Source organism: Chryseobacterium daecheongense, from assembly GCA_027920525.1.
GTDB lineage: Bacteria > Bacteroidota > Bacteroidia > Flavobacteriales > Weeksellaceae > Chryseobacterium > Chryseobacterium proteolyticum.
On sequence record CP115858.1, the window covers coordinates 4,728,539 to 4,750,762 of the forward strand.

Consider the following 22,224-nt stretch of genomic DNA (forward strand, 5'->3'; position numbering starts at 1 on the left):
TCTTAAAATTGATGTCGTTTAATACGCTATCTCCATTTTGACTTTTTTTCCTTTAAGCTTTTCATTGGATAATTTCTTTAACAATGAACTCACTTTCTTCCTGGAAACGGCAACATATGATGTTGTGTCTTTCACTTCAATCAGCCCGATATCCTCCTTTTGTAATTCCCCTTTTTTAATGAGATAACCCACAATATCTACTTTATTAACTTTGTCTTTCTTACCTGCACTGATATAAATTGTTTGAAAAGGTGTCTTTTCAGGAACTTTATCATATCCTGAAACACTTTCTTCAGGCGTATTATTTTTGATAAAAGGAAAATTTTCTTCCTCTGTCATGATAAGGTAAACAAAACCTTTAGCATTCATCCTCGCGGTACGTCCGTTTCTGTGAATGAAAGCATCTTCTTTGGGAGGTAGTTGATAATGAACAATAGACTCTACTTCAGGTATATCAAGTCCCCGGGCGGCAAGGTCGGTTGTGATTAGGATTCTTGCAGAGTCATTTCTGAACTTCAGTAAAGCCCGTTCTCTTTCGTCCTGTTCCATACCCCCGTGGAATGTTTCCCTGTCAATTCCCATTTGATGGAGAAGCTCGGAAATACGGTCTACTGCGTCACGGTGATTACAGAAAATCAGCGTTCTTTTATTTCCGATTTTACAAACAAGATTGAAAAGTGTATCCAGCTTTTCTTCCGGAATTGTCATTACTTTTCTCAGTTGTAAATCAGGTTTTATGTCGTTTTCTTTAAGGAAACTGATTACTTTTTCATCTTTCAGCCCGGTAAATGAAGGGATTTCATCCATGGCAGTTGCAGAAGTTAAAATTCTTTGGGATAACCCTTTTAAAGAATTAGAAATAAATTCCATATCATCATGAAAGCCTAGCTCTAATGCTTTATCAAACTCATCAAGAACCAATGTCTTAATTGTCTTAGGATCAAAATTATTGTTTCTCAGATGGTAAACAACTCTTCCCGGTGTTCCAATCAATACGGCAGGAGCTTCAATTAAATTATTAACCTCAATCTTTTTATCATGACCACCATAGCAAACAGAAACCTTAAAATCCGTTCCCATTGACTTGAACACCTGTTCAATTTGTAGAGCCAATTCTCTGGCCGGAACTAATATCAATGCCTGGACTCCTTGAACGTCTTTTTTCAGATTTCTTAAAACCGGAAATAAAAAAGCAAGCGTCTTCCCTGATCCGGTAGGAGAGAGCAATACAATATCCGTATTGTTTTCAGAAGCTTTATAAGTAGATTTCTGCATCTGATTCATATCCTGAATTTGCAGTTTTTGATAAATTGATTGTAGTTCCATTGGGCAAAGATAGTGAAAATAGGTGGCTAGGAATTTAGAGTCTTAAGTTGTAAGTTGTTATAAAGATTGTTGGTGAAGATGTATTTTAATCTTTTAATGATTTTAATTTTGACAATCAGGCATTTAGGTGTGAAGTTTCTGCGGATTAAAATATTGTATATTAAATAATATTCGTATATTTGCACCCACTTTTTGTGGTCAAGGTTTGAAGAGGTAAATTATTAAAAATTAATTACTTCCGTATTTTTTAAATCCACATTTGTTCAAACCGTTAAAAAAGAAGGAATACAAATTTTATTAGAAAATGTCAAAAGAGACAAATTCAGCAGAGGTTTTATTAAACCAAAACGTAGCACCAGAACAATTTGATTGGGATTCATTCGAATCAGGTCTTGATGCAGATGCGAGAAAAGAAAAAAGTGATTTAGAAGAAATCTACAACGGATCTTTAAACAGCTTAAACGATAACGACGTTTTAGTTGGTAGAGTTGTAAGATTAACTGATAAAGAAGCTATCGTAGACATCAACTTCAAATCAGAAGGTGTTATTTCTCTTAACGAATTCCGTTACAACCAAGGATTACAAGTAGGTGATGAGGTAGAAGTAATGGTTGACAGAAGAGAAGACAAAACTGGACAATTACAATTATCTCACAGAAAAGCAAGAACGCTTAAAGCTTGGGATAGAGTAAACGAACTTCACGAAACTGGAGAAATCGTTAACGGTTTTGTGAAATCTAGAACTAAAGGAGGTATGATCGTTGACGTACACGGAATCGAAGCATTCTTACCAGGTTCTCAAATTGATGTTAAGCCAATTAAAGATTACGATCAGTTCGTAGGTAAAACTATGGAGTTCAAAGTTGTGAAAATCAACCCTGAATTCAAAAACGTAGTAGTATCTCACAAAGCATTGATCGAAGCAGATATCGAAGGTCAGAAAAAAGAAATCATCGCTCAGCTTGAAAAAGGACAAGTTCTTGAAGGAACTGTTAAGAACATTACTTCTTACGGTGTATTCATTGACTTAGGAGGTGTAGATGGATTGATCCACATTACAGACCTTTCTTGGTCTAGAGTGAACCACCCATCTGAAATCTTAGAAGATGGACAAACTGTAAAAGTTGTTATCCTTGATTTCGATGATGAGAAAACAAGAATCCAATTAGGTATGAAGCAATTAGAAGCTCATCCTTGGGATGCTCTTTCTGCTGACCTGAAAGTTGGGGATAAAGTAAAAGGAAAAGTAGTAGTTCTTGCTGACTATGGTGCATTCGTAGAAATCGCTCCAGGTGTAGAAGGATTGATCCACGTTTCTGAAATGTCTTGGTCTACTCACTTGAGATCTGCTGGTGATTTTGTAAAAGTAGGTGATGAAGTTGAAGCTGAAGTACTTACTTTAGATAGAGAGGACAGAAAAATCTCTCTAGGTATGAAACAATTATCTAAAGATCCTTGGGAAAATATCGAAGCTAAATATCCTGTTGGATCTCAGCATGTAGGAACTGTAAGAAACTTCACAAACTTTGGTGTATTCGTAGAGTTGGAAGAAGGTATCGACGGTTTAATCTACATTTCTGATCTTTCTTGGACTAAGAAAATCAAGCATCCATCTGAATTCTGCGCTGTAGGAGACAAATTAGATGTTATCGTATTGGAATTAGATATCCAGGCAAGAAGATTATCTTTAGGTCACAAGCAATTGACTGAAAACCCTTGGGATAAATTCGAAACTAAATATGCTGAAGGAACTATCCATGCTGGTAAAGCTGTAGAAGTACACGATAAAGGTGCTTCTGTACAATTCGAAGATGCTGAGGTTGAAGCGTTCTGCCCTTCAAGATTATTAGAGAAAGAAGATGGATCTAAAATCAAAAAAGGTGAAGATGCTGAGTTCAAAGTAATCGAATTCAACAAGGAGTTCAAGAGAGTAGTAGTATCTCACACAGGTATCTTCAGAGATGAGGAAAAGAAAAATGTAAAAGAATCTAACAACAGATCTAATACTTCTTCTTCATCTTCTTCAAACGAAGAAAGATCTACATTGGGAGATATTGATGCATTAGCAGAATTAAAAAGAAAAATGGAAGAAGGTAAATAATCCTTAACCATTTATGAATATGAAGCCACTCGTAAGAGTGGCTTTTTTTATTTCTTATTATGGCCTTTTTAATAAAAATACCATGCTGTTTTATAGAATTCAAGTATAAGAAATGAATTATGTAAATGTTTAAAATTGAGTTGGTTGAAGGAAAATTAATTATGCTTTTATTTTTATGTAATAAAATTAAATAAAATGATTTTTGATTGGTAAATATTTGTAAATTAGCGGCTTTATTAATGTATATGAAAAATATAACCCGATCCATTTTGTTTACTGTATCCGCAGTATTTGATCTTTGTTCGTTTTCTTAATATTAATATATAAGGAAAGGTTAAGTAAAATTATGTTTCACAAAGTAAGATCAGGAAATATAAAGTCTAATAAATTTCAATATTAAAAATTGTTCAGTATAAATGAAAAGAATAAAACTACCTCTTATGGTTGCTGCTTTCGCAGTTATTCCATCTTTACAATTATTTTCACAGGAAAATACTCAGATTATCAAAGACTATATTTCTCAGAATAAGATCAGAGAATATAAAAAGTCCGATCTCACTAATTTTGTTATTGATAATACGGATGCATCGAAGTCATTAAATGGTGATGTTATAAAATTTCAACAGACTTATAATGGAATTCCTGTATACAGTTCCGGAGGAACTGCGTTAATTAAAGATCGTAAGATCGTTTATTACACGGATAATTTTGTGAAAAATTATACAGAATCTACTCCCATTTCTGCACAAATCACTAAAACAGCAGCTCTTCAGAAGATAGCAAATGAACTTGGAAACACTGAGATTGCTGATTTTTCAATTCTTGGATTTTTTGAAAAAAGCTTAAATAATACAAAATCAGCCAAACAAAGGTTAGTGTATGCAAATACGTCTACTGGAGATCTGCGTTTAGCCTATGAGTTTATTATGATGGAGCCAAAGTCTTCCAATTACTGGAATATTCTGGTAGATGCCAATGATGGAAAAATTATAGAAAAGAATAACTTAACATTATCTTGTAATTTTAAACCGGATTCTTATGCTTCAGATGGATTAGCAATAGAGAATAATAATACATTTGTTGGTCCTGAGAAAGGCTATCAGCAAAGTTTGGTTTTGTTGGCTGATCCTGCAAGCTACAATATATTTCCAACGCCACTGGAAGCGCCTACATTCGGATCAAGATCTGTAGTTTCTAATCCATGGATGTTGACTTCCTCACCAGAAGGATGGCATTCGGATGGTACAACTCATTACACCAATACAAGAGGGAATAATGTGTATGCTTACGAAGATACAGCCAATACAAATAACCCTGGATTTTCGCCTGATGGAGGGGCTTCAAGAAATTTTAATTTTCCTTTTAGTATCAATGGGACTCCTGCAGCGAATCAAAGTGCAGCGATTACCAATCTGTTCTACATCAGTAATAGGGTTCATGATGTATTTTATAAATTTGGATTTACAGAATCTGCGAGAAATTTCCAGCAAAATAATTTTGGACTTGGCGGATTAGACGATGATTCAGTTTATGCAGAAGCGCAAGATGGCGGAGGTACTAATAACGCGAACTTTTCCAGTCCTCCGGATAATTACAATGGGAGAATGCAGATGTATTTATGGTCGACTAGAAATAGACTTTTCTTCTATAATACACCTAGTACAGCGGTAGCCCGCCAACCCGCTGCTGGTGTTGCTGAATTCGGGAATGCACTAAACCCTACTGGAGTTACTGGAAATGTACAATTATCATCCGTATTAGATGGATGTACTGCATTACCAGCAGGTTCACTTACAGGGAAGATTGGTTTGGTTGAGCGTGGAACCTGTGCTTTCGTGATCAAAACAAAGAATTTACAGAATGCAGGAGCTACTGCTGCCATTATCTATAATAATGCTGCGAATGGATCAACCATAGGAAATATGTCAGGAACTGATGCGACAGTTACTATTCCATCTGTATTAATTAGTAATGCAGAGGGAGAATATATTAAAACCCAACTTTCAGCTGCTACAACGGTAAATGTTACTTTGAAGAATGATCCTGCAACCAGCGTTACACCAGATGGGAGCTTTGATAATGGAATCGTAACACACGAATACGGTCATGGAATTTCTAACAGATTAACGGGAACCGGATATGGATGTCTGAATTCTTCATCTGATAAAGAACAAATGGGTGAAGGATGGTCGGATTTCTTTGCCTTAATGCTTACCAATAAAATAGGAGATAATGCTTCTGTTCCTAGAGGAATGGCAACATATGCTGCAGGACAGCTTCCGGATGGGGATGGAATCCGCCCTGCAAAATATTCTCCTGACTTCACGATCAACGATTATACCTATGGAGATACCAATGGAATGGAATATACGAATCAAAGTGGAAATATAGTTCCAGATGTGCATTCAATCGGATTTGTATGGGCTACGATGTTATGGGATCTGCATTGGCAGTATGTAGCAAAATATGGTTATTCTGCCGATGTTACTGCAAATACAACGAACGGTAGTTCAAGAATATTACAACTTGTTACGGACGCATTAAAACTTCAGGTTTGTAATCCAACATTTATTGATGGAAGAAATGCTATATTAGCTGCAGAACAGGCAACTACCGGAGGAGTAGATAAATGTATGATATGGAGAACTTTTGCAAAAAGAGGTTTAGGAGTGAATGCAAGTGCAGGAGTTAAAACAAATATCAATGATCAGATTCAGGATTTCACAATTCCCGATGAATGTCCGTTATTGGCTACTGATGAAGTGAAATCTGTAAAAAATACCTCAATTTCTATCTATCCTAATCCTGCTAAAAATGAATTTTTCATCAATTTCCCAAGCAATACAATGGGTAAAGTAAGTGTGGAAATTTATGATATGTCTGGAAAGCTTGTTTCTTCTGAAGATAAAATTTCTCCGGATGCTAAAAAAGCTATTTCTACAGATCGTTTGATCAACGGAACTTACATGGTAAAAGTAAAAGGCCTTGGCTTTGAAGCTGCATCTAAAGTAATCGTTAAAAAATAAGCTGTTTTTTATTCAGTTTCAATCACCCCAGGTTTTCCCTGGGGTGATTTTATTTATCTATAAGCTATTTACCTCCTGGTGAATTAAATTATTATATTGTACCTTTGCAGGCTGTTAAAAAGATTATGAAGAAGAAAAATTTATTGAAAGGCGTATTGCTAGTGGGTATTGGTGCAAGTGTTTATGGAATGTTGGCTACATTTGTTAAAATGTCTTATCATGATGGGTATACCACATCCGAAGTAACCACTGCTCAGTTTGTATTAGGATTAGTAGGACTTCTGATCCTGAACTTTATCCAGACTTTAACATCAAAAACAAAATTATCATCACCAAGCCGAAAAGAAGTTAGGATGCTGATGCTGGCAGGTACTTCACTGGGTTGTACAAGTTTATTTTACTATATCGCAGTTCAATATATCAATGTTTCAATAGCGATTGTTTTGTTAATGCAGTCTGTATGGTTTAGTGTGGTTGTAGAAAGTTTCTTAACCAGAAAATTTCCCAACGTGAGGAAAGTGGTCGCTACAATTATTGTACTAGTAGGAACTGTATTGGCTACGAATCTTATTAATGTGGATATAGAATTAGACTGGCATGGTGTTTTTTGGGGATTAATGGCAGCGGCTTCCTATACTCTGACGATGTTCACCTCTAATACACTGGCTACACATTTACCCGTCCTACGTAAAAGTATGGTAATGCTTTCAGGAGGATCTATTGTTATTCTGGCATTCCTTTTCTTTGCTCAGATCGGGCCCCTCTATTTTGATGGTCTTAAATCAATTTATTTGAATTTTACCGACAATACCAAACATATTCATTCTTTTGATTATTCTATATTCTGGACCTATGGTTTTGTTCTTGCTATTTTTGGAACTATCATTCCACCCATTTTATTTAATTTGGGATTTCCAAATACAGGATTGGGCTTGGGAAGCATTATTTCATCACTGGAACTTCCGGTTTCTGTGACAATGGCTTTTGTTTTGTTGGGTGAAAAAGTAATTTTAGTTCAATGGGCAGGGATTGCATTAATCCTTTTTGCTATTGTACTTATGAATTTACCGGCAAAAAAAGAATTGAAAGTTGCTGAACAACTGTCCTGAAAAGATAATTAAGTTGAAAATAATAAGTAAAACCGTTTCTTTTGGAACGGTTTTTTTAATTTTAATCTATAAATAAGAATTCATGAAATATTTAAAAAAAGGCATTATGATTTTAATGCTATCTATGATACCATTTTTATCGTTTTCCCAGATAAAACCGTTAGATGCCATGCTTACGAACTATCAATATCCTTTTGAAGTTCATTTTATTGATTTGAATACTCAGAATCAGCATCTGAAAATGGCCTATATGGATGTAAAGCCTAAAGAACCCAATGGAAAAGTAATCATGCTTCTTCATGGGAAAAACTTTAACGGAGCGTATTGGGAACAAACGGCGAAAGATCTTTCAGCTAAAGGTTTCAGGGTTATTATACCCGATCAGATAGGATTTGGTAAATCTTCCAAGCCTCAGTGTTATCAATTTTCTTTTTCGCAATTAGCAGACAATACAAAAAAAATACTGGATGAATTAAAGATTGATAAAGCAATTGTTTTGGGGCACTCTATGGGAGGAATGCTGGCAACCCGTTTTACATTACTTTACCCCGAGAGGGTTCAAAAGCTTGTCCTTGAAAACCCGATTGGCCTGGAAGATTATAAGACCTTTGCTTCATACCAGACTATTGATCAGGCATATCAGTCGGAGCTTAAAAATACAGCTGAAACCTATAAAAATTATCAGCTAAAATTCTATTATGATAATCAATGGAAGAAAGAATATCAACCCTGGCTGGATCTTATTGCTGGTTGGACTTTACATAAAGAATATCCACTTGTGGCATGGGATGCTGCTCTCACATCCGATATGATTTATAATCAACCGGTTTGTTATGAATTTAAGAATATTAAAACTCCAACCTTACTTATAATCGGAACAAGGGATAGAACTGCAATAGGAAAGGATAGGGCACCTAAAGAGCTTCAATCCAGGATGGGGCAATATCAGGAACTGGGAAAAAAGACACAACAGCAGATACCTGGTTCCAGATTAACGGAAATCGATAATGTAGGGCATCTTCCTCATATTGAAGTTTATCCCCGATTTTTTGAAGCCTTATATGAGTTTATAAGGTAAAACATGAACTCTTGAAATTAGCCTGTTCATAACGGAAATAAAAACAGAGGTGGATTTAGAATTTTGACTTTAAAAACATTTCTTGCCATATGTATAGTTTTTCATGAAATAAATTGTATAAAATTGTATTACCAATACACGGGATTTATGGAAAATTATACCAATACAACAGAAATAATAACTACACCTGAAAAGGCATATGAAGCTTTGACCCGGAAAATTCCTTTATGGTGGTCAGAAATGTTTAACGGATCTTCCCGGGAACCCGATGATGTATTTACTATAAAATTTGGTGACAATATTCACAAGACATTTCGGGTAAAGGAAGCTGTGCCTGAATCAAGAATTGTATGGTATGTTGTGGATTCTTTGATCGGTCTTCCAGAGCTGAAAAATCAAACAGAATGGATTGGAACGACTATCGTTTGGGAAATTGAAAAAAATGAGAATGGAATTCTGCTGAAACTTACGCATAGGGGCTTGCATCCTGATGTCGAATGTTATCATATATGTTCCAATGGCTGGGTGCAATTTATCAATAGTTTGAAGCTATTTCTTGTAACAGGAACGGGAAGTCCGTTTACAGGATAGCATCAGAGTTATATGAAACATCTTATATATAAAAAAAGAAGCTGCTTACATTGAGTAAACAGCTTCTTTTGTATGTATTGTTGTCTGAATTATTTCTTTTTGTAAGCAGCGTCTTTAATTCTTGCTTTCTTACCTCTAAGATCTCTGAAGTAGTAAATTCTGGATCTTCTAACTTTACCTCTTCTGTCAACTTCAATCTTCTGAAGAGCTGGCATGTTGATAGGGAATACTCTTTCTACACCTACATCACCACTCATTTTTCTGATAGTGAAAGTTTTTGTAGAACCTGTACCTCTTAATTGGATAACTGTCCCTTTGAAGAACTGAGTTCTTGTTTTTTGTCCTTCTTTAATTTCGTAATACACTGTAATTGTATCACCTGCTTTGAATTCCGGGAATTCTTTTTTTGCAATGTACTTCTCTTGTACGTACTTTAATAAATCCATTATTAATGATAATATAATGTTAAGGCTAAGCAACTTACACGTTTTTCGTCAGAGGTTGAATAACAGGTTGCAAATGTACAAAATTAGTTTTGAATAATCCAAATAAATTTAAATGTAATTGAACAGAGATTTTTGATGCATTGAAATCCCAAAACTTAACATATCCTTCACCTTATGATGAAACTGTGTTTACATGGGAATTTTACTTTTGCACGAAGTAAAAATTAACCGTTACTCTTCTTATTTTACTGATAAACAGTAAATTATTGAAGAGTGCCAATTTAAAAATTATTAGCTATGAAAAATTATTTCTTCCTTTTATGTTTTATCGTCGTCCAGATGACCTTTGGGCAGGCTTTATTTCCTTATTTGCAAAATCCGACTCCAAATTCAATGATCGTTAATTGGAAAACCGCTTCCAATAATGAGACTACTGTTCTCTACGGGAATTCTCCGACGAACCTGAATGTTACGGTAACAGGAACCACCAATATATTTTCGGATACGGGATATAATAATAACTACTATTATCACACGGCCAAAATCAATAATCTGCAGCCGAATACAAAGTATTATTATAAAATAAAAACAGGAACCAGCGAGTCGGCAGTTTACAACTTCAGGACACTTCCCATGCCGGGACAGCCTACTACGGCAGACGGTAAAATACGTTTTTTGATTATGGGAGATAATCAAATCAAAGCGGAACCCAGATATGATACACTTACCTTAAATGCATTTAAAAAATTAAAGCAAAAATTTGGAGCAAACTCAGATCCTTCGGATAATGTTGCCCTTACTTTTATGGTGGGAGATCAGGTAGATGTCGGGACGCTTGATCATTACGAAAATGTCCACTTTAAAAAGAATATTAAATTATCACCATATCTTCCGATCCAGACGACTGTGGGCAATCACGAAACGTATGGAACATTGGGGATGAATTCTTATTATGCTCATTTTTATATCGATGAAATTAAATATAAAAATATCAGCTCCGGGAATGAAAATTACTATGCGCAACAAGCGGGGAACGTTTTGTTTATCAGCTTAAGCTCTGAACATACGGGAACGGCTCAGCAAACCTGGTTACAACAAATTCTTACAGCTGCGAATAACGATCCCACTGTAGATTGGATTATTTCCTTAAGCCACAGGCCTTATCAGGCAGAGCAATATGTAGGGGATATCTCAACATGGGTAAGAAATAATGCAGTTCCTCTTCTAACGTCATCGAGTAAATATCTGATGCACGTAGGTGCACACCATCACCTGTATCACAGAGGGCAATTAAAAGATAGCCCTACCTACCAGATTATATCTGGAGGAACAGCGTGGGATCAGTACTGGGGAATGTCTACAGAACAGGATTTTGATGATGTTCAGAAAACACTTACCGACTGGACATACCAAATCGTAGAGGTAGATGTTAACAATGGTAAGGTAGATGTGGAATGTTATTCGATTGGAGGGATCTATACTAAAAAATACAATGAGCTCGTTGATTCTTTCCATAGGTATAAAAACCAGCCAAAACCTGTTAAGCCTACGATCACCAATACTTTTTCAGGTCCTGTGACTTTACCTTTAACTTTGAATGGAAGCAGTTTTACGTCACCCAACAATGAGCTTTTAAACACAACACAATTCCTCATTAGTAAAGCAGCAGATTTTTCGGTGATAGAAAAAGAATTCTATCGTGATTATGAAAACTGGTTCGGTAAGGACGGAGCTCCTGATAAGGCTAAAAACCTGAATGCCGGTGTAGATATTACGAAAGTAAGCTTTCCTGCCAATTCTATTTCCAATGGTGTGTATTACGTAAAAACAAGATACAGGGACAGAAATCTGGAATGGAGTGACTGGAGTGATGTAAAGCAGTTTGAAATAACGGGAAGCGTAGTTTCAAATCCTACATTTACGCTGGATAAAACAGAATATTTACAAAATACCCCCGTAACTGCAACCTATACAGGTGGTCCAGGTAATCAGACAGATTGGGTGGGTGTTTATAGAAAAGGGCAGGTTCCGGGAACATCAACTTCGCAGGCCTATATTTATACCAACGGACAAACAGCGGGAACAGCCACTTTTACCAATGGTTTTGCAGCTAAAGGACAGTATTTTGCCGGATTTTTTGCCAATGACGGATATACAGAGATTACACCGAGAAAAAATTTCTATGTAGGCCCTAAAGTTGTTCTTCAGGCCACTTCAGATACTTATCCGGTAGGAGGAACTGTGAAAATAAATTTCAGTAACGGACCCAATCTTGTAAAAGACTGGATCGGGATTTATAAGATGGGGCAAACTCCGGGAACCAATACTTCTGCGATGTATAAATATGTAACAACCGCTGCTGGAAATCTTGAGTTTACCGGACTCCCTAAAGGCTACTATTTTGCGCAATATTTTCTGGAAGATGGTTATACGGCAATCGGTGAGAAAGTGTTTTTTAAAGTAGGAGATATTGTTACCGAATTATGGATTAACAAACCTGTTTATACGTTGGGCGAAAATATTACAGCTTCATGGACGGATTCTCCGGGAATTATCAAAGACTGGCTGGGTATTTATCCACAAAATATTCAGACGCCGGACGATAATTTTGTTTCATATACTTATTTTGACGGGATAACTCAGGGTACAAAAACATTGAATGGAGCTGCCTTACCTACAACTCCCGGAAATTATTATATGGTAATGTTTACCAATGATTCTTATACTGAAGTTTCAAACAGAATGCAATTCCAGGTAACTTCTTCAACATTAGGAACTGCTGAAACCTCAAAAAGTACGGAGAAAAATGTAGTGTTGTATCCTAACCCGACCAAGCCAGGTGAACCTACATTTATCAAGAGCGATTATCCAATTGATAAGATTGAGTTATTATCTGCTACGGGAGATCTGTTGTATGAATCTAAAAATGTACACAATCAGCGTTTTTCTTTAGTCAACGAAAATCTGCCTAAAGGTGTATACTTTGTAAAAGTTCATACAAGAAAGTTATTTACTTTAAAACTGATTATTCAGTAACACTTTTTTGATCAGTACAGAGAGGGAACATTTGTTCCCTCTTTTTTTATTAAAGATTACCTAATGAAGATAAATAGTTTACTTTAATCCGTGGATTTTAATGCCCATGCAATTAAAGGAGCCTGCATTAAAAGTCTTGCGAATCTCTGATTATCGGTGTTCAGGCCGAAAGAATCCCTTCTGTTTTTATATTGGGCAATATTTCCGGGAAGAACCGCTGCAAAAAAGCCTGCAACAACTTTTCCCATTGTTTGTCGATACTTTTTAGGAGTCACGATCGTTGCTGTTCCCAGGAGTATTTCTACGATTCCGGAATATACCACCGTATCATCTTTTTTTAAAGGAACCCATTCGGGAACCTGAGCCTGAAATTCTTTCCTTGCAAATGTAAGGTGACTGATTCCTGCAGTAATCAGAAATGCACCAAGTCCTATTCTTGATATGTCTTTCGTTTCCATAATAATGTGATTGGTTGTATGTACTCAGAATTTTATAATTCTTTTATACATGAACTCCAAAATTCAGACCATTAGGATTTGGTCTGTATATTGTCGTAGTAATTGGAATTGTTGGTTTTATGAGCCTGGTCATAAAATAGTTTTTACCGGTCCGGTTAACTTTATGAATCTTAGTTTACCAGTGAATAAAGCTAAAATGTGAGTTCCTTACATGTTCAATTTTAAAAGATGAAATTATGAAACCTAAAGAAATTCCGGGAGTTCCCCAACAAAAGAGTGGAGGATTTCATGATACTGAAAGTAAAAAACAATTTGACGATCCTGAATTGAACAAGCAAAAGTTTTCTGTTTTGAAAAAAAGATTTTTTTCAGTGAATCAGTGGAGGGAGTACAGTGGCGCTCTCACAGCCGATTTTAAATTGTATGATTCAAAAGGAAAACCTCTTGACCGATCTCCTGAAATTGATGATTACATCCGTATTGATATACCTGGTCCCGGAGAAAAAGAAGCAAAAGGATACGATTGGGTACAGATAGTCAATATTTCCTCTCATCATACAGGCTCATTTGAACGTATTAGTATAACCTGCAGACCATCCAAAATTCCGGGAAACTCCGAAAACAACCGTATAGCACACTTTTACAGCAGTAAAGCTACGTCAACTTTTATGATCTCAAATAATGGCAAAGAAATAATGGCAGCAATTTACGGAAGGAATGAATCACCCAATTTTAATGCTTCTTTTATTGATAAGATCAGAAATATCATGGTAGGCATAGGAGGAATGATGGGAATTTCTAAAATTCAATGGAAGGCCCTTTCTGATGGTTTGCTGGATTTTTAGCAATTATCTAAAATGGTGTTTCACTTTTATCTATTTAAATAAAAATCCTGTGTGCCTTGATTTAAAAGAAAATTATTAAATTTAGCCAACAGAAAAATCTAATATTTCATGATAGATAAAAGAGTAAAAAATGCAAAGGAAGCTATAGAAGGAATTCAGGATGGGATGACACTAATGCTGGGGGGATTCGGCCTTTGCGGTATTCCTGAAAACTCCATTAATGCTTTGGTAGAAAGTGATGTGAAAGATCTGACGTGCATTTCCAACAACGCTGGAGTTGATGATTTTGGATTGGGATTATTGTTGCATAAAAGACAGATTAAAAAAATGATCTCTTCTTATGTAGGGGAGAATGCAGAATTCGAAAGACAGATGCTTTCCGGTGAACTTGATGTTGAACTTACTCCACAAGGGACCCTTGCTGAAAAATGCAGAGCTGCACAAGCCGGAATTCCTGCGTTTTATACACCTGCAGGATATGGGACTGAAATAGCGGCAGGTAAAGAAGTAAAGGAATTTAACGGTAAGCCTCACATTCTTGAACATGCCTATAATGCAGATTACTCTATTGTCAAAGCGTGGAAAGGAGATCATGCAGGAAATCTGATCTTCAAAGGATCTGCAAGAAATTTTAATCATCCAATGGCAGGGGCTGCAAAAATTACAATAGCAGAAGTAGAAGAATTGGTAGAACCGGGAGAATTGGATCCTAATGAAGTCCATATTCCAGGAATTATGATTCAGAGAATATTCCAGGGTGATAAATTCGAAAAGCGAATTGAGCAAAGAACAGTAAGGAAAAAAGATTAAGTCTTCGTTTGAAAGAGAGTATTCATATAAATAAAGCGCCGGAAAATATTTTCCGGCGCTTTATTTATCATTCTTCTTATGATTCTTCGGGAATTACCATTTTCCTTTCTCCGATCTGTTGTCTCCACATGGCATAGTATAATCCTTTTTCGGCAATCAGATTATCATGGGATCCCATTTCTATGACTTGGCCTCGTTCAAGTACATAAATCCGGTCGGCATGCATAATGGTGCTTAGACGATGGGCAATCAATACTGTGATTTGTTCTTTTTCCTCCGATATGCTTTTGATGGTGGAAGTTATTTCTTCTTCCGTAATACTGTCCAAAGCTGAAGTGGCTTCGTCAAAAATTAACAGGTGAGGTCTTCGTAATAAAGCCCTTGCAATCGCAATTCTTTGCTTTTCCCCGCCACTTAATTTCAATCCACCTTCTCCAATTACGGTTTCTATGCCTTTTTCAGCCCTTTCCAGTAAAGCAGTACAGCTTGATTTTTGTAAAGCTATTTGAAGTTCTACCTCAGTAGCCTTTGGATTTACGAAAAGAAGGTTTTCTTTAATGGTTCCTGCAAAAAGCTGGGTGTCCTGAGTTACAAAGCCAATTTGATTCCTCAATTCATCAAAATCAAATTCTTTCCCATTGATATTATTATAAAAAATATTTCCTTCCTGAGGACGATAGAGCCCAACCAAAAGTTTTACCAGGGTACTTTTTCCGGAACCACTGGGACCAACAAAAGCAATTGTTTCTCCGTTTTTTACGGTAAAAGATATGTTGTTTAACGCTTTATACTGAGCTGATTGATGTTTGAAAGAAACATGTTTGAACTCCAATTCTTCAATAGCACCGATCTGTTTAGGATGAAGGGGTTTTTCCTCAACTGTTTTTTTCATTAAACGGTCAAAATTAAGAAGGGAAGCTTCAGCCTCTCGATAAGAAATAATAATATTTCCGATCTCCTGCATAGGTCCGAAGATAAAGAAGCCATAAAACATCAGCGATAAATATTGTCCCGGAGTTACAATATTTTTAAAAATTAAAAGTAATAAAGTCAGGGTGATCAGCTGTTGAAGAAAATTAACCATTGTTCCCTGGATAAAACTTAAAGAACGGATGCTTTTGACTTTTCTAAGTTCAAGCCCCAGAATTTTATAGGTATTATTGTTTAAGCGGATGACTTCCTGATTGGTTAATCCCAGACTTTTTACAATTTCTATATTTCTAAGGCTTTCTGTAGTACTTCCTGCCAGAGCTGTGGTTTCCGAAACAATATTTTTCTGGATACTCTTTATTCTCTTGCTTAATAAATTCGTGATGAATGCAATCAGAAATATTCCACAAATATATACCGGCATGATTGACCAATGTAAACGGATAGCATATACAGCAACGAAAATGATACTGACCAGAATTCCGAAGAAAATATTAATAAAATTACTGATGAACTTTACAGTATCTTCTCTTACTTTCGTTAAAATAGAAAGGGTTTCACCACTTCTCTGGTCTTCAAATTCCTGATATGGCAATGCCATAGAATGCTTTAAACCGTCCGTGAAAATTTTTGCCCCGAACTTTTGGGTGATAACACTTACTGCATAATCCTGAAAAGCTTTGGCGATCCTGCTCACCATGGCTGTTCCGATAAGGAGGGATAAGAAATAGAATACACCATGATAAATGCCGTCTCCGTATAAATATTGGTTCAGGTTTCTTGGTAAAAGCTTTTCTTTATCAAAAAAATTAGGGTGGGTAACCAGTTTATCGAGAATATTACCCGTTATTGCCGGAGCAAATAAAGAGAATACCTGATTAATGGTTGCTAATAACAATGAAAGAATAATCAACCACTGGTAAGGTTTAAGGTATTTTAAAAGTATTTTCATTCTGTTAAATAATGTTGCAAAATTAGAGATATTATTTCGACTTATTATGTTAATAATTTTCAATAACAAAGCCCTTTTGTATTCTATTGAAAATAATTAAATTGCAGTCTAAGTTTTTACTATGCTCACAAAAGAACAAATTGCTAAAAGAATCTCAAAAGAATTAAAAGATCGTTATTATGTAAATCTGGGAATAGGGATTCCCACTTTGGTTGCCAACTACGTTCCTGATGGTATTTCAGTAGAATTTCAGAGTGAAAATGGAGTTTTGGGAATGGGGCCTTTCCCTTTTGAAGGAGAAGAAGATGCTGATATCATAAATGCAGGAAAGCAGACCATTACGATACTACCAGGAGGTTCATTTTTTGATTCCGCTTTTAGTTTTGGGATGATCCGTGGACAGAAAGTAGATCTTACGATCCTTGGCGCAATGGAAGTTTCTGAAAACGGAGATATTGCCAACTGGAAGATTCCTGGAAAAATGGTAAAAGGAATGGGCGGAGCGATGGATTTGGTAGCTTCTGCTGAAAATATCATTGTTGCGATGATGCATGTAAATAAAGCAGGAGAAAGTAAAATCCTGAAAAAATGTACACTTCCTTTAACAGGAGTAAATTGTGTGAAAAGAGTAGTTACGGAACTCGCTGTTTTAGATGTAACACCAGCTGGTTTTAAGCTTGTTGAAAGAGCACCTGGAGTGTCCGTAGAGCATATTGTACAATCTACAGAAGCAGATCTGATCATTGAAGGAGAGATTCCCGAAATGCAATTTTAATAAAAACAAAAGAAAGGCTGTTATCATTAACAGCCTTTTTTATCATCGATTAATTAAGTTTCATTAGTTTTTCAGGAAGAGCAGGAAGCTTTGTTTGTGGATTTATTTCATCGTTGTTCCAGAAACTTATCACGCAGCTTATATTTTGATCTCGTATATTTTCTGCGATATAGTAGATTGTTAAAGACTTTCCGCCGGACATTTTTGTAAGAACAGAAGTTAGGCCCGTAAAGTCATACACTATTTTTTTTGCTTTTGTAGGTACATCCAGAAAATTAATATCAATCATTTCTTCGGATGTAATTTTTCCCCCTCCTTTAGATTTTGTTACATTCAATTGGTTTTCAACAGCTTCTTTTGCATCCTGTAATGTTCTGTGAACAGACCAGTTCATCTCACCAGCATATGGGCATTGAACTGTATTGAGGAAGGTCCAGTAACAATTACTGCCAAGTTCTATTTTTCTTCCGGCAAAATTAATTGAACTGATATTCATAGAAACAAAATTCTCCTCCGGAATTCTATTCTCAATAATTGCATTAACGAGCTTTTCTTCAGTATCTTGATCTGTTTTTCCGTTTTTTATAAACCATACTACAGTGATTGTCTTATTCGGATTTTCAACGAAATAATAATTATTTGTTTGAAAGCTGTTTCCTGAAATTTTTTGTTGTTTGGTTAGAAAGAAGTTTTTACTATTGATTTTCTCATCTCTTGTTTTTAGTTCAGAATCTGAAATTTTATGTTTTTTTAAAACCTTTGAAAGCCCTTTTTCATCAAAAGAATTATTGAAAACCTCACTTGTAACACTATATCCATCTATATTGTACCAGATTTTGCCATTATTATTCAACGCGGAAAGTCTTGTGAGGATATTATTTTCCTGAGAAAAGCACATTGAACAGAAGAAAATGGTTAAGATTTTAAAGATCTTCATGTCCTTATTTATTAATGGTAAATGTATATGTGGGAACATTATCTTTGGATCCCTTTTTCCAATTTTCTGCAAGTTGAGGATCATTTAATTCCACACCATCTACTGGTGATATATCGAACTTTGAAAACCATTTTTGAGGATTGGTACCGTCTTTTTTGAAATAAGTCTGCCTCACAATAATACTGTCATGAGGTTTTACCGTAAAAGAATTAGAGACTTCCTGTGCTCCAAAACTTTGCGACATTTTGATAACACTAGAGGTAAAGCTAACGGGCTTATCTGAAGTGTTTTTCACAATAAAGGCTGTCATAGGACTTCCGGACATGGGTAAACAAGCTGCGAACAGACTGAAAACAAGAAAAGCATACATTAATTTTTTCATGGTTGTTTATTTTTGTGTTTGTTGATTTACTTCGCTGATTGTATTTTATATACGGAATTGAAGTTATGAAAAAATTGTTATGTTTACAGAATTCCTGACTATTATATCTTAAAAAAGAAGAATTACATGATTTGCAATACAATTTAATACGAAAGGCTGCTCAAATTCTGAAACAGCCTTTTTATTTTGTATCTAGATGTTATAAATTGAGTTTTTTCAACTATTCATAATTGATTATTTACCGTCCTGAGCTCCAAAAACTTTTTGTAAAATACTGGTAGTTCTCATGGCTGGAGTATTTCTGATCCCGTTTTCTTTATCTGCAACCATTTTGAAAACGCCATTAATTGTTTCTGTAGTCACATATTCATTCAAATCAGTAGTTACAGATTGCCCTGTAAAAGTATTGTACTTTGAAATAAGGCTTTTCCAAAGGGTGTCAGCTCCCACTTTTCCCAATGAAGCCTGTACTTTTGGCTGGAACGCTGTAAAGAGCTGGTTCTGGGTTTTAGTTTGCAGATAATTAGTCGCCGCATGATTTGAGCCCAATAAAATATTTTTGGCATCAGTAATTGTCATTGATGTAATGGCATTGGTGAAAATAGGAGCAGCTTCTGTTACGGCATCTTCAGCAGCTCTGTTTAATAATTTCACTCCCTCATCAGCTAGTTTTCCCATTCCCAAAGAACGCAAGGTCGTGTCTACCTTTCTTAGTTTTTCGGGCATTAAAATTTTTACGGCTTCATTTTTGAAAAAACCATCAGTTAAAGCAAGCTTCTTCACACCATCATTCACTCCCATACTTAAGGCTTCCTTTAATCCGGACGAAATTTGGGTAGAAGTAAGATTATTCAGATTAACTGAAGAGGCTCTGTTGGGTGATGGAGTTGTGATTACAGTTGTTCCTGTAGAAGTGTTCTTTATTTTTCCTGTATTGTTAAGGTCAACCCCTGTTTTTTCCTTAACTGTAGATTTTATGATATCTAAAAGTTGTGCTTGTGCTGAAAATGAAAACACCAGACTTACCGCTAAAAAAATTGTTTTTCTCATTGTATATTTTTGCAAAATTAGATCTTTTATATCATAATAGGTTAAATAATTCACTGACTTTTTTCAGAAATTAATTATATTCGCTTAAATCTAAATTACACAAAATAATGCGTTTATTATTGGTCTTTTCCCTTATGATTTCCAATCTGTTTTTTTCGCAAACTAAACCAAGTTTAATTCCTTACCCACAAAGTTTAACGATTCAGGAAGGTAAATTTGTGATCCCCAAAACATTGATACTGAATGATAAACTTCCAAAAGAGGAAACGGAATATTTCAAAAAGCATCTTGGTGCTCGCGTTACATTTCAATCCTCAGGAAGTACGGAAAAAGTTCATATAATGCATATGCTGATTCCACAACCCAAAATGCCGATTGACCCGCAGGGTGATAAAGAAAGATATTCTATTGATATTTCTCCCAAAAGGATTTTTATAAGTTCTTACACTAAACAAGGTTATTTTCTTGCTGTTCAAACCTTGATCCAGTTGTTTGATGATTATCAGGAAAAAGGAGAGATTCCCGCTATGGAGATTAAAGATAATCCAAAATTTGCATGGAGAGGAATGCATCTGGATGTTTGCCGTCATTTCTTTACGGTAGATGAAGTAAAGCAGTATATTGATTATCTGGCCATGTATAAGCTAAATACATTTCACTGGCATTTAACCGATGATCAGGGATGGAGAATTGAAATCAAGAAATATCCGAAGCTGACTGAAATTGGCTCCAGGAGAAAAGAATCTATGATTGGAGCCTATGTAGATAATACCTTTGACGGAAAACCATATGGCCCTTATTTTTATACTCAGGAACAGATTAAGGATGTGGTTAAGTATGCAGAACAGCGTCATATTACAATTGTACCTGAAATTGAAATGCCCGGGCATGCTTTAGCAGCACTTTCAGCCTATCCTGAGCTGGCGTGTACGAAAGGACCTTTTGAACCTGCCACAAAGTGGGGCGTCTTTGATGATGTTTTTTGTCCTAAAAAAGAAACATTTACATTTTTAGAAAATGTCCTGGATGAGGTGATAAAGTTATTTCCTTCTCAGTATATCCATATTGGTGGTGATGAATGTCCTAAGACACGATGGAAAGAGTGCCCGCATTGTCAGGAGCTGATCAAAAAGAACAATCTGAAAGATGAACATGGATTACAAAGCTATTTTATCCAGACTATAGAAAAATATGTAAATAGCAAAGGGCGGAAAATAATCGGATGGGATGAGATTCTGGAAGGAGGTCTGGCACCAAACGCTGCGGTAATGAGCTGGACAGGTGTCAATGGAGGAATTGAAGCTGCAAAATCAAAACATTTTGCTGTAATGACTCCTGGAGCTTTCTGTTATTTTGACCATTATCAGGGGGATCCCCAGTCCGAACCTAATGCTTTTGGAGGATTTACTCCTTTAGATAAAGTATATTCTTACGATCCGGTTCCTTCAGAGCTTACTGCTGAGGAAGCTAAATATATTTTAGGTGTTCAGGCTAACTTATGGACCGAATATATATTGGATTTTAAGCATGTCCAGTATATGATTTTTCCAAGAATAATGGCACTTTCAGAAGTAGCATGGGGAACTTCTGATCCTAAGAATTATAAAGAATTTGAAAACAGGGTTATCCGGCAGTTTAAGGTTTTAGATAAAATGAAGATTAACTATGCGAAAAGCATTTATAATATTTCAGGAAAAGTAACACCTTCTGCCAAAGGTGTTGCATATGAATTATCAACTTCTCAAAATTCCCAGGGAATAAAATATACAACCGATGGTACAGATCCAACAGTAAATTCACCATCTTATAAGGAGCCTATCCCTGTTTCAAGAGCTATGACCATAAAGTCTGCCTATTTCGAAGATGGACAGATAAAAAGTGCGGTTTCTTCCCAATCATTTATTCCTTCCAAAACAACGGGAAAGAAGATCACTCTGGAACAACAGCCCAGCGAAAATTATTCTTTTGGCGGAGCGTTTACTTTGGTGGATGGAATTTTGGGTAATCAAAAACAGCTGGGAAAAACATGGTTAGGCTTTCAGGGAAAAGATGTTGTAGCAATTATTGACTTAGGAGTAAAAACTCAGTTTTCAGAAGTTTATTTTAATACCCTTGAAAATAAAGGAAGCTGGATTCATTTGGCTAAAGGAGCACAGATCTTTATTTCTGATGATAATGTAAATTTTAAAATGATCAAAGAAATTGGAAAAGATGAAATTCAGAATGTAAAAGGAAAAGTAAAACTCAATGTTGGTAATCAGAACGCGGCATATATTAAAGTTAAAATTGAAAATGCAGGAATTATTCCTGCCGGAAATCCGGGAGCTGATTCTAAAGCCTGGCTTTTTGTAGATGAGATTGGGATGAATTAA

The 22,224-nt window shown here is 35.7% G+C and carries 17 protein-coding genes; 10 read left to right on the forward strand and 7 right to left on the reverse strand.

The features are described 5' to 3' along the window. Window positions 1-18 precede the first annotated feature (18 nt). A complete protein-coding gene (locus PFY10_21195; GenBank protein WBV56703.1) occupies window positions 19-1,326 on the reverse strand; it encodes a DEAD/DEAH box helicase in 1,308 nt (435 codons plus the stop codon). 304 nt (window positions 1,327-1,630) lie between these two features. Between PFY10_21195 and rpsA the strand changes: the two genes are divergently transcribed. The 5 genes from rpsA to PFY10_21220 all read left to right on the forward strand — a co-directional run bounded on the left by rpsA (window position 1,631) and on the right by PFY10_21220 (window position 9,231). Then, complete coding sequence (gene rpsA / locus PFY10_21200) at window positions 1,631-3,427, forward strand: 30S ribosomal protein S1 (protein ID WBV56704.1); 1,797 nt, start codon at window positions 1,631-1,633, stop codon at window positions 3,425-3,427. 416 nt (window positions 3,428-3,843) lie between these two features. Further along, window positions 3,844-6,453 (forward strand): T9SS-dependent M36 family metallopeptidase, encoded by a 2,610-nt coding sequence (locus PFY10_21205; GenBank protein WBV56705.1) that lies wholly within the window; start codon window positions 3,844-3,846, stop codon window positions 6,451-6,453. Between the two features lie 125 nt (window positions 6,454-6,578). After that, entirely contained in the window at window positions 6,579-7,562 is a 984-nt protein-coding gene (locus tag PFY10_21210; protein WBV56706.1) for a DMT family transporter, read from the forward strand. 82 nt (window positions 7,563-7,644) lie between these two features. Continuing rightward, window positions 7,645-8,640 (forward strand): alpha/beta hydrolase, encoded by a 996-nt coding sequence (locus tag PFY10_21215; protein ID WBV56707.1) that lies wholly within the window; start codon window positions 7,645-7,647, stop codon window positions 8,638-8,640. A 147-nt stretch (window positions 8,641-8,787) separates the two neighbouring features. After that, window positions 8,788-9,231, forward strand: a complete 444-nt coding sequence (locus PFY10_21220; GenBank protein WBV56708.1) for an SRPBCC domain-containing protein — start codon at window positions 8,788-8,790, stop codon at window positions 9,229-9,231. 89 nt (window positions 9,232-9,320) lie between these two features. Here PFY10_21220 and rplS read toward each other — a convergent pair whose 3' ends face one another. Further along, entirely contained in the window at window positions 9,321-9,677 is a 357-nt protein-coding gene (gene rplS, locus PFY10_21225) for a 50S ribosomal protein L19 (protein ID WBV56709.1), read from the reverse strand. Between the two features lie 297 nt (window positions 9,678-9,974). Between rplS and PFY10_21230 the strand changes: the two genes are divergently transcribed. Beyond that, on the forward strand, window positions 9,975-12,713 hold the full coding sequence (locus PFY10_21230; protein ID WBV56710.1) for a fibronectin type III domain-containing protein: 2,739 nt from the start codon (window positions 9,975-9,977) through the stop codon (window positions 12,711-12,713). Between the two features lie 83 nt (window positions 12,714-12,796). Here PFY10_21230 and PFY10_21235 read toward each other — a convergent pair whose 3' ends face one another. Next, window positions 12,797-13,171 carry a hypothetical protein gene (locus PFY10_21235; protein WBV56711.1) on the reverse strand — a complete coding sequence of 125 codons (375 nt, stop codon included), beginning with the start codon at window positions 13,169-13,171 and terminating at the stop codon, window positions 12,797-12,799. Between the two features lie 236 nt (window positions 13,172-13,407). On the opposite strand from PFY10_21235, the gene PFY10_21240 reads away from it, so the two are divergent. Both PFY10_21240 and PFY10_21245 read left to right on the forward strand, forming a co-directional pair. Continuing rightward, window positions 13,408-14,016 carry a hypothetical protein gene (locus PFY10_21240; GenBank protein ID WBV56712.1) on the forward strand — a complete coding sequence of 203 codons (609 nt, stop codon included), beginning with the start codon at window positions 13,408-13,410 and terminating at the stop codon, window positions 14,014-14,016. A gap of 108 nt (window positions 14,017-14,124) precedes the next feature. After that, the gene (locus PFY10_21245) at window positions 14,125-14,826 is read left to right on the forward strand and encodes a CoA transferase subunit A (protein WBV56713.1); all 702 of its coding nucleotides are present in this window, start codon (window positions 14,125-14,127) and stop codon (window positions 14,824-14,826) included. 76 nt (window positions 14,827-14,902) lie between these two features. On the opposite strand, the gene PFY10_21250 is transcribed toward PFY10_21245, so the two are convergent. Continuing rightward, the gene (locus PFY10_21250) at window positions 14,903-16,708 is read right to left on the reverse strand and encodes an ABC transporter ATP-binding protein (protein ID WBV56714.1); all 1,806 of its coding nucleotides are present in this window, start codon (window positions 16,706-16,708) and stop codon (window positions 14,903-14,905) included. Window positions 16,709-16,829: 121 nt separating this feature from the next. Between PFY10_21250 and PFY10_21255 the strand changes: the two genes are divergently transcribed. Continuing rightward, entirely contained in the window at window positions 16,830-17,483 is a 654-nt protein-coding gene (locus tag PFY10_21255) for a CoA transferase subunit B (protein ID WBV56715.1), read from the forward strand. A gap of 49 nt (window positions 17,484-17,532) precedes the next feature. On the opposite strand, the gene PFY10_21260 is transcribed toward PFY10_21255, so the two are convergent. The 3 genes from PFY10_21260 to PFY10_21270 form a co-directional block, all read right to left on the reverse strand. Then, window positions 17,533-18,420: a hypothetical protein gene (locus PFY10_21260; protein WBV56716.1), complete on the reverse strand. Its 888-nt coding sequence runs from the start codon at window positions 18,418-18,420 to the stop codon at window positions 17,533-17,535. 4 nt (window positions 18,421-18,424) lie between these two features. Beyond that, a complete protein-coding gene (locus tag PFY10_21265; protein ID WBV56717.1) occupies window positions 18,425-18,802 on the reverse strand; it encodes a hypothetical protein in 378 nt (125 codons plus the stop codon). Window positions 18,803-19,036: 234 nt separating this feature from the next. After that, window positions 19,037-19,852, reverse strand: a complete 816-nt coding sequence (locus tag PFY10_21270; GenBank protein ID WBV56718.1) for a DUF4197 domain-containing protein — start codon at window positions 19,850-19,852, stop codon at window positions 19,037-19,039. A gap of 107 nt (window positions 19,853-19,959) precedes the next feature. Between PFY10_21270 and PFY10_21275 the strand changes: the two genes are divergently transcribed. Continuing rightward, complete coding sequence (locus PFY10_21275; protein WBV56719.1) at window positions 19,960-22,224, forward strand: family 20 glycosylhydrolase; 2,265 nt, start codon at window positions 19,960-19,962, stop codon at window positions 22,222-22,224.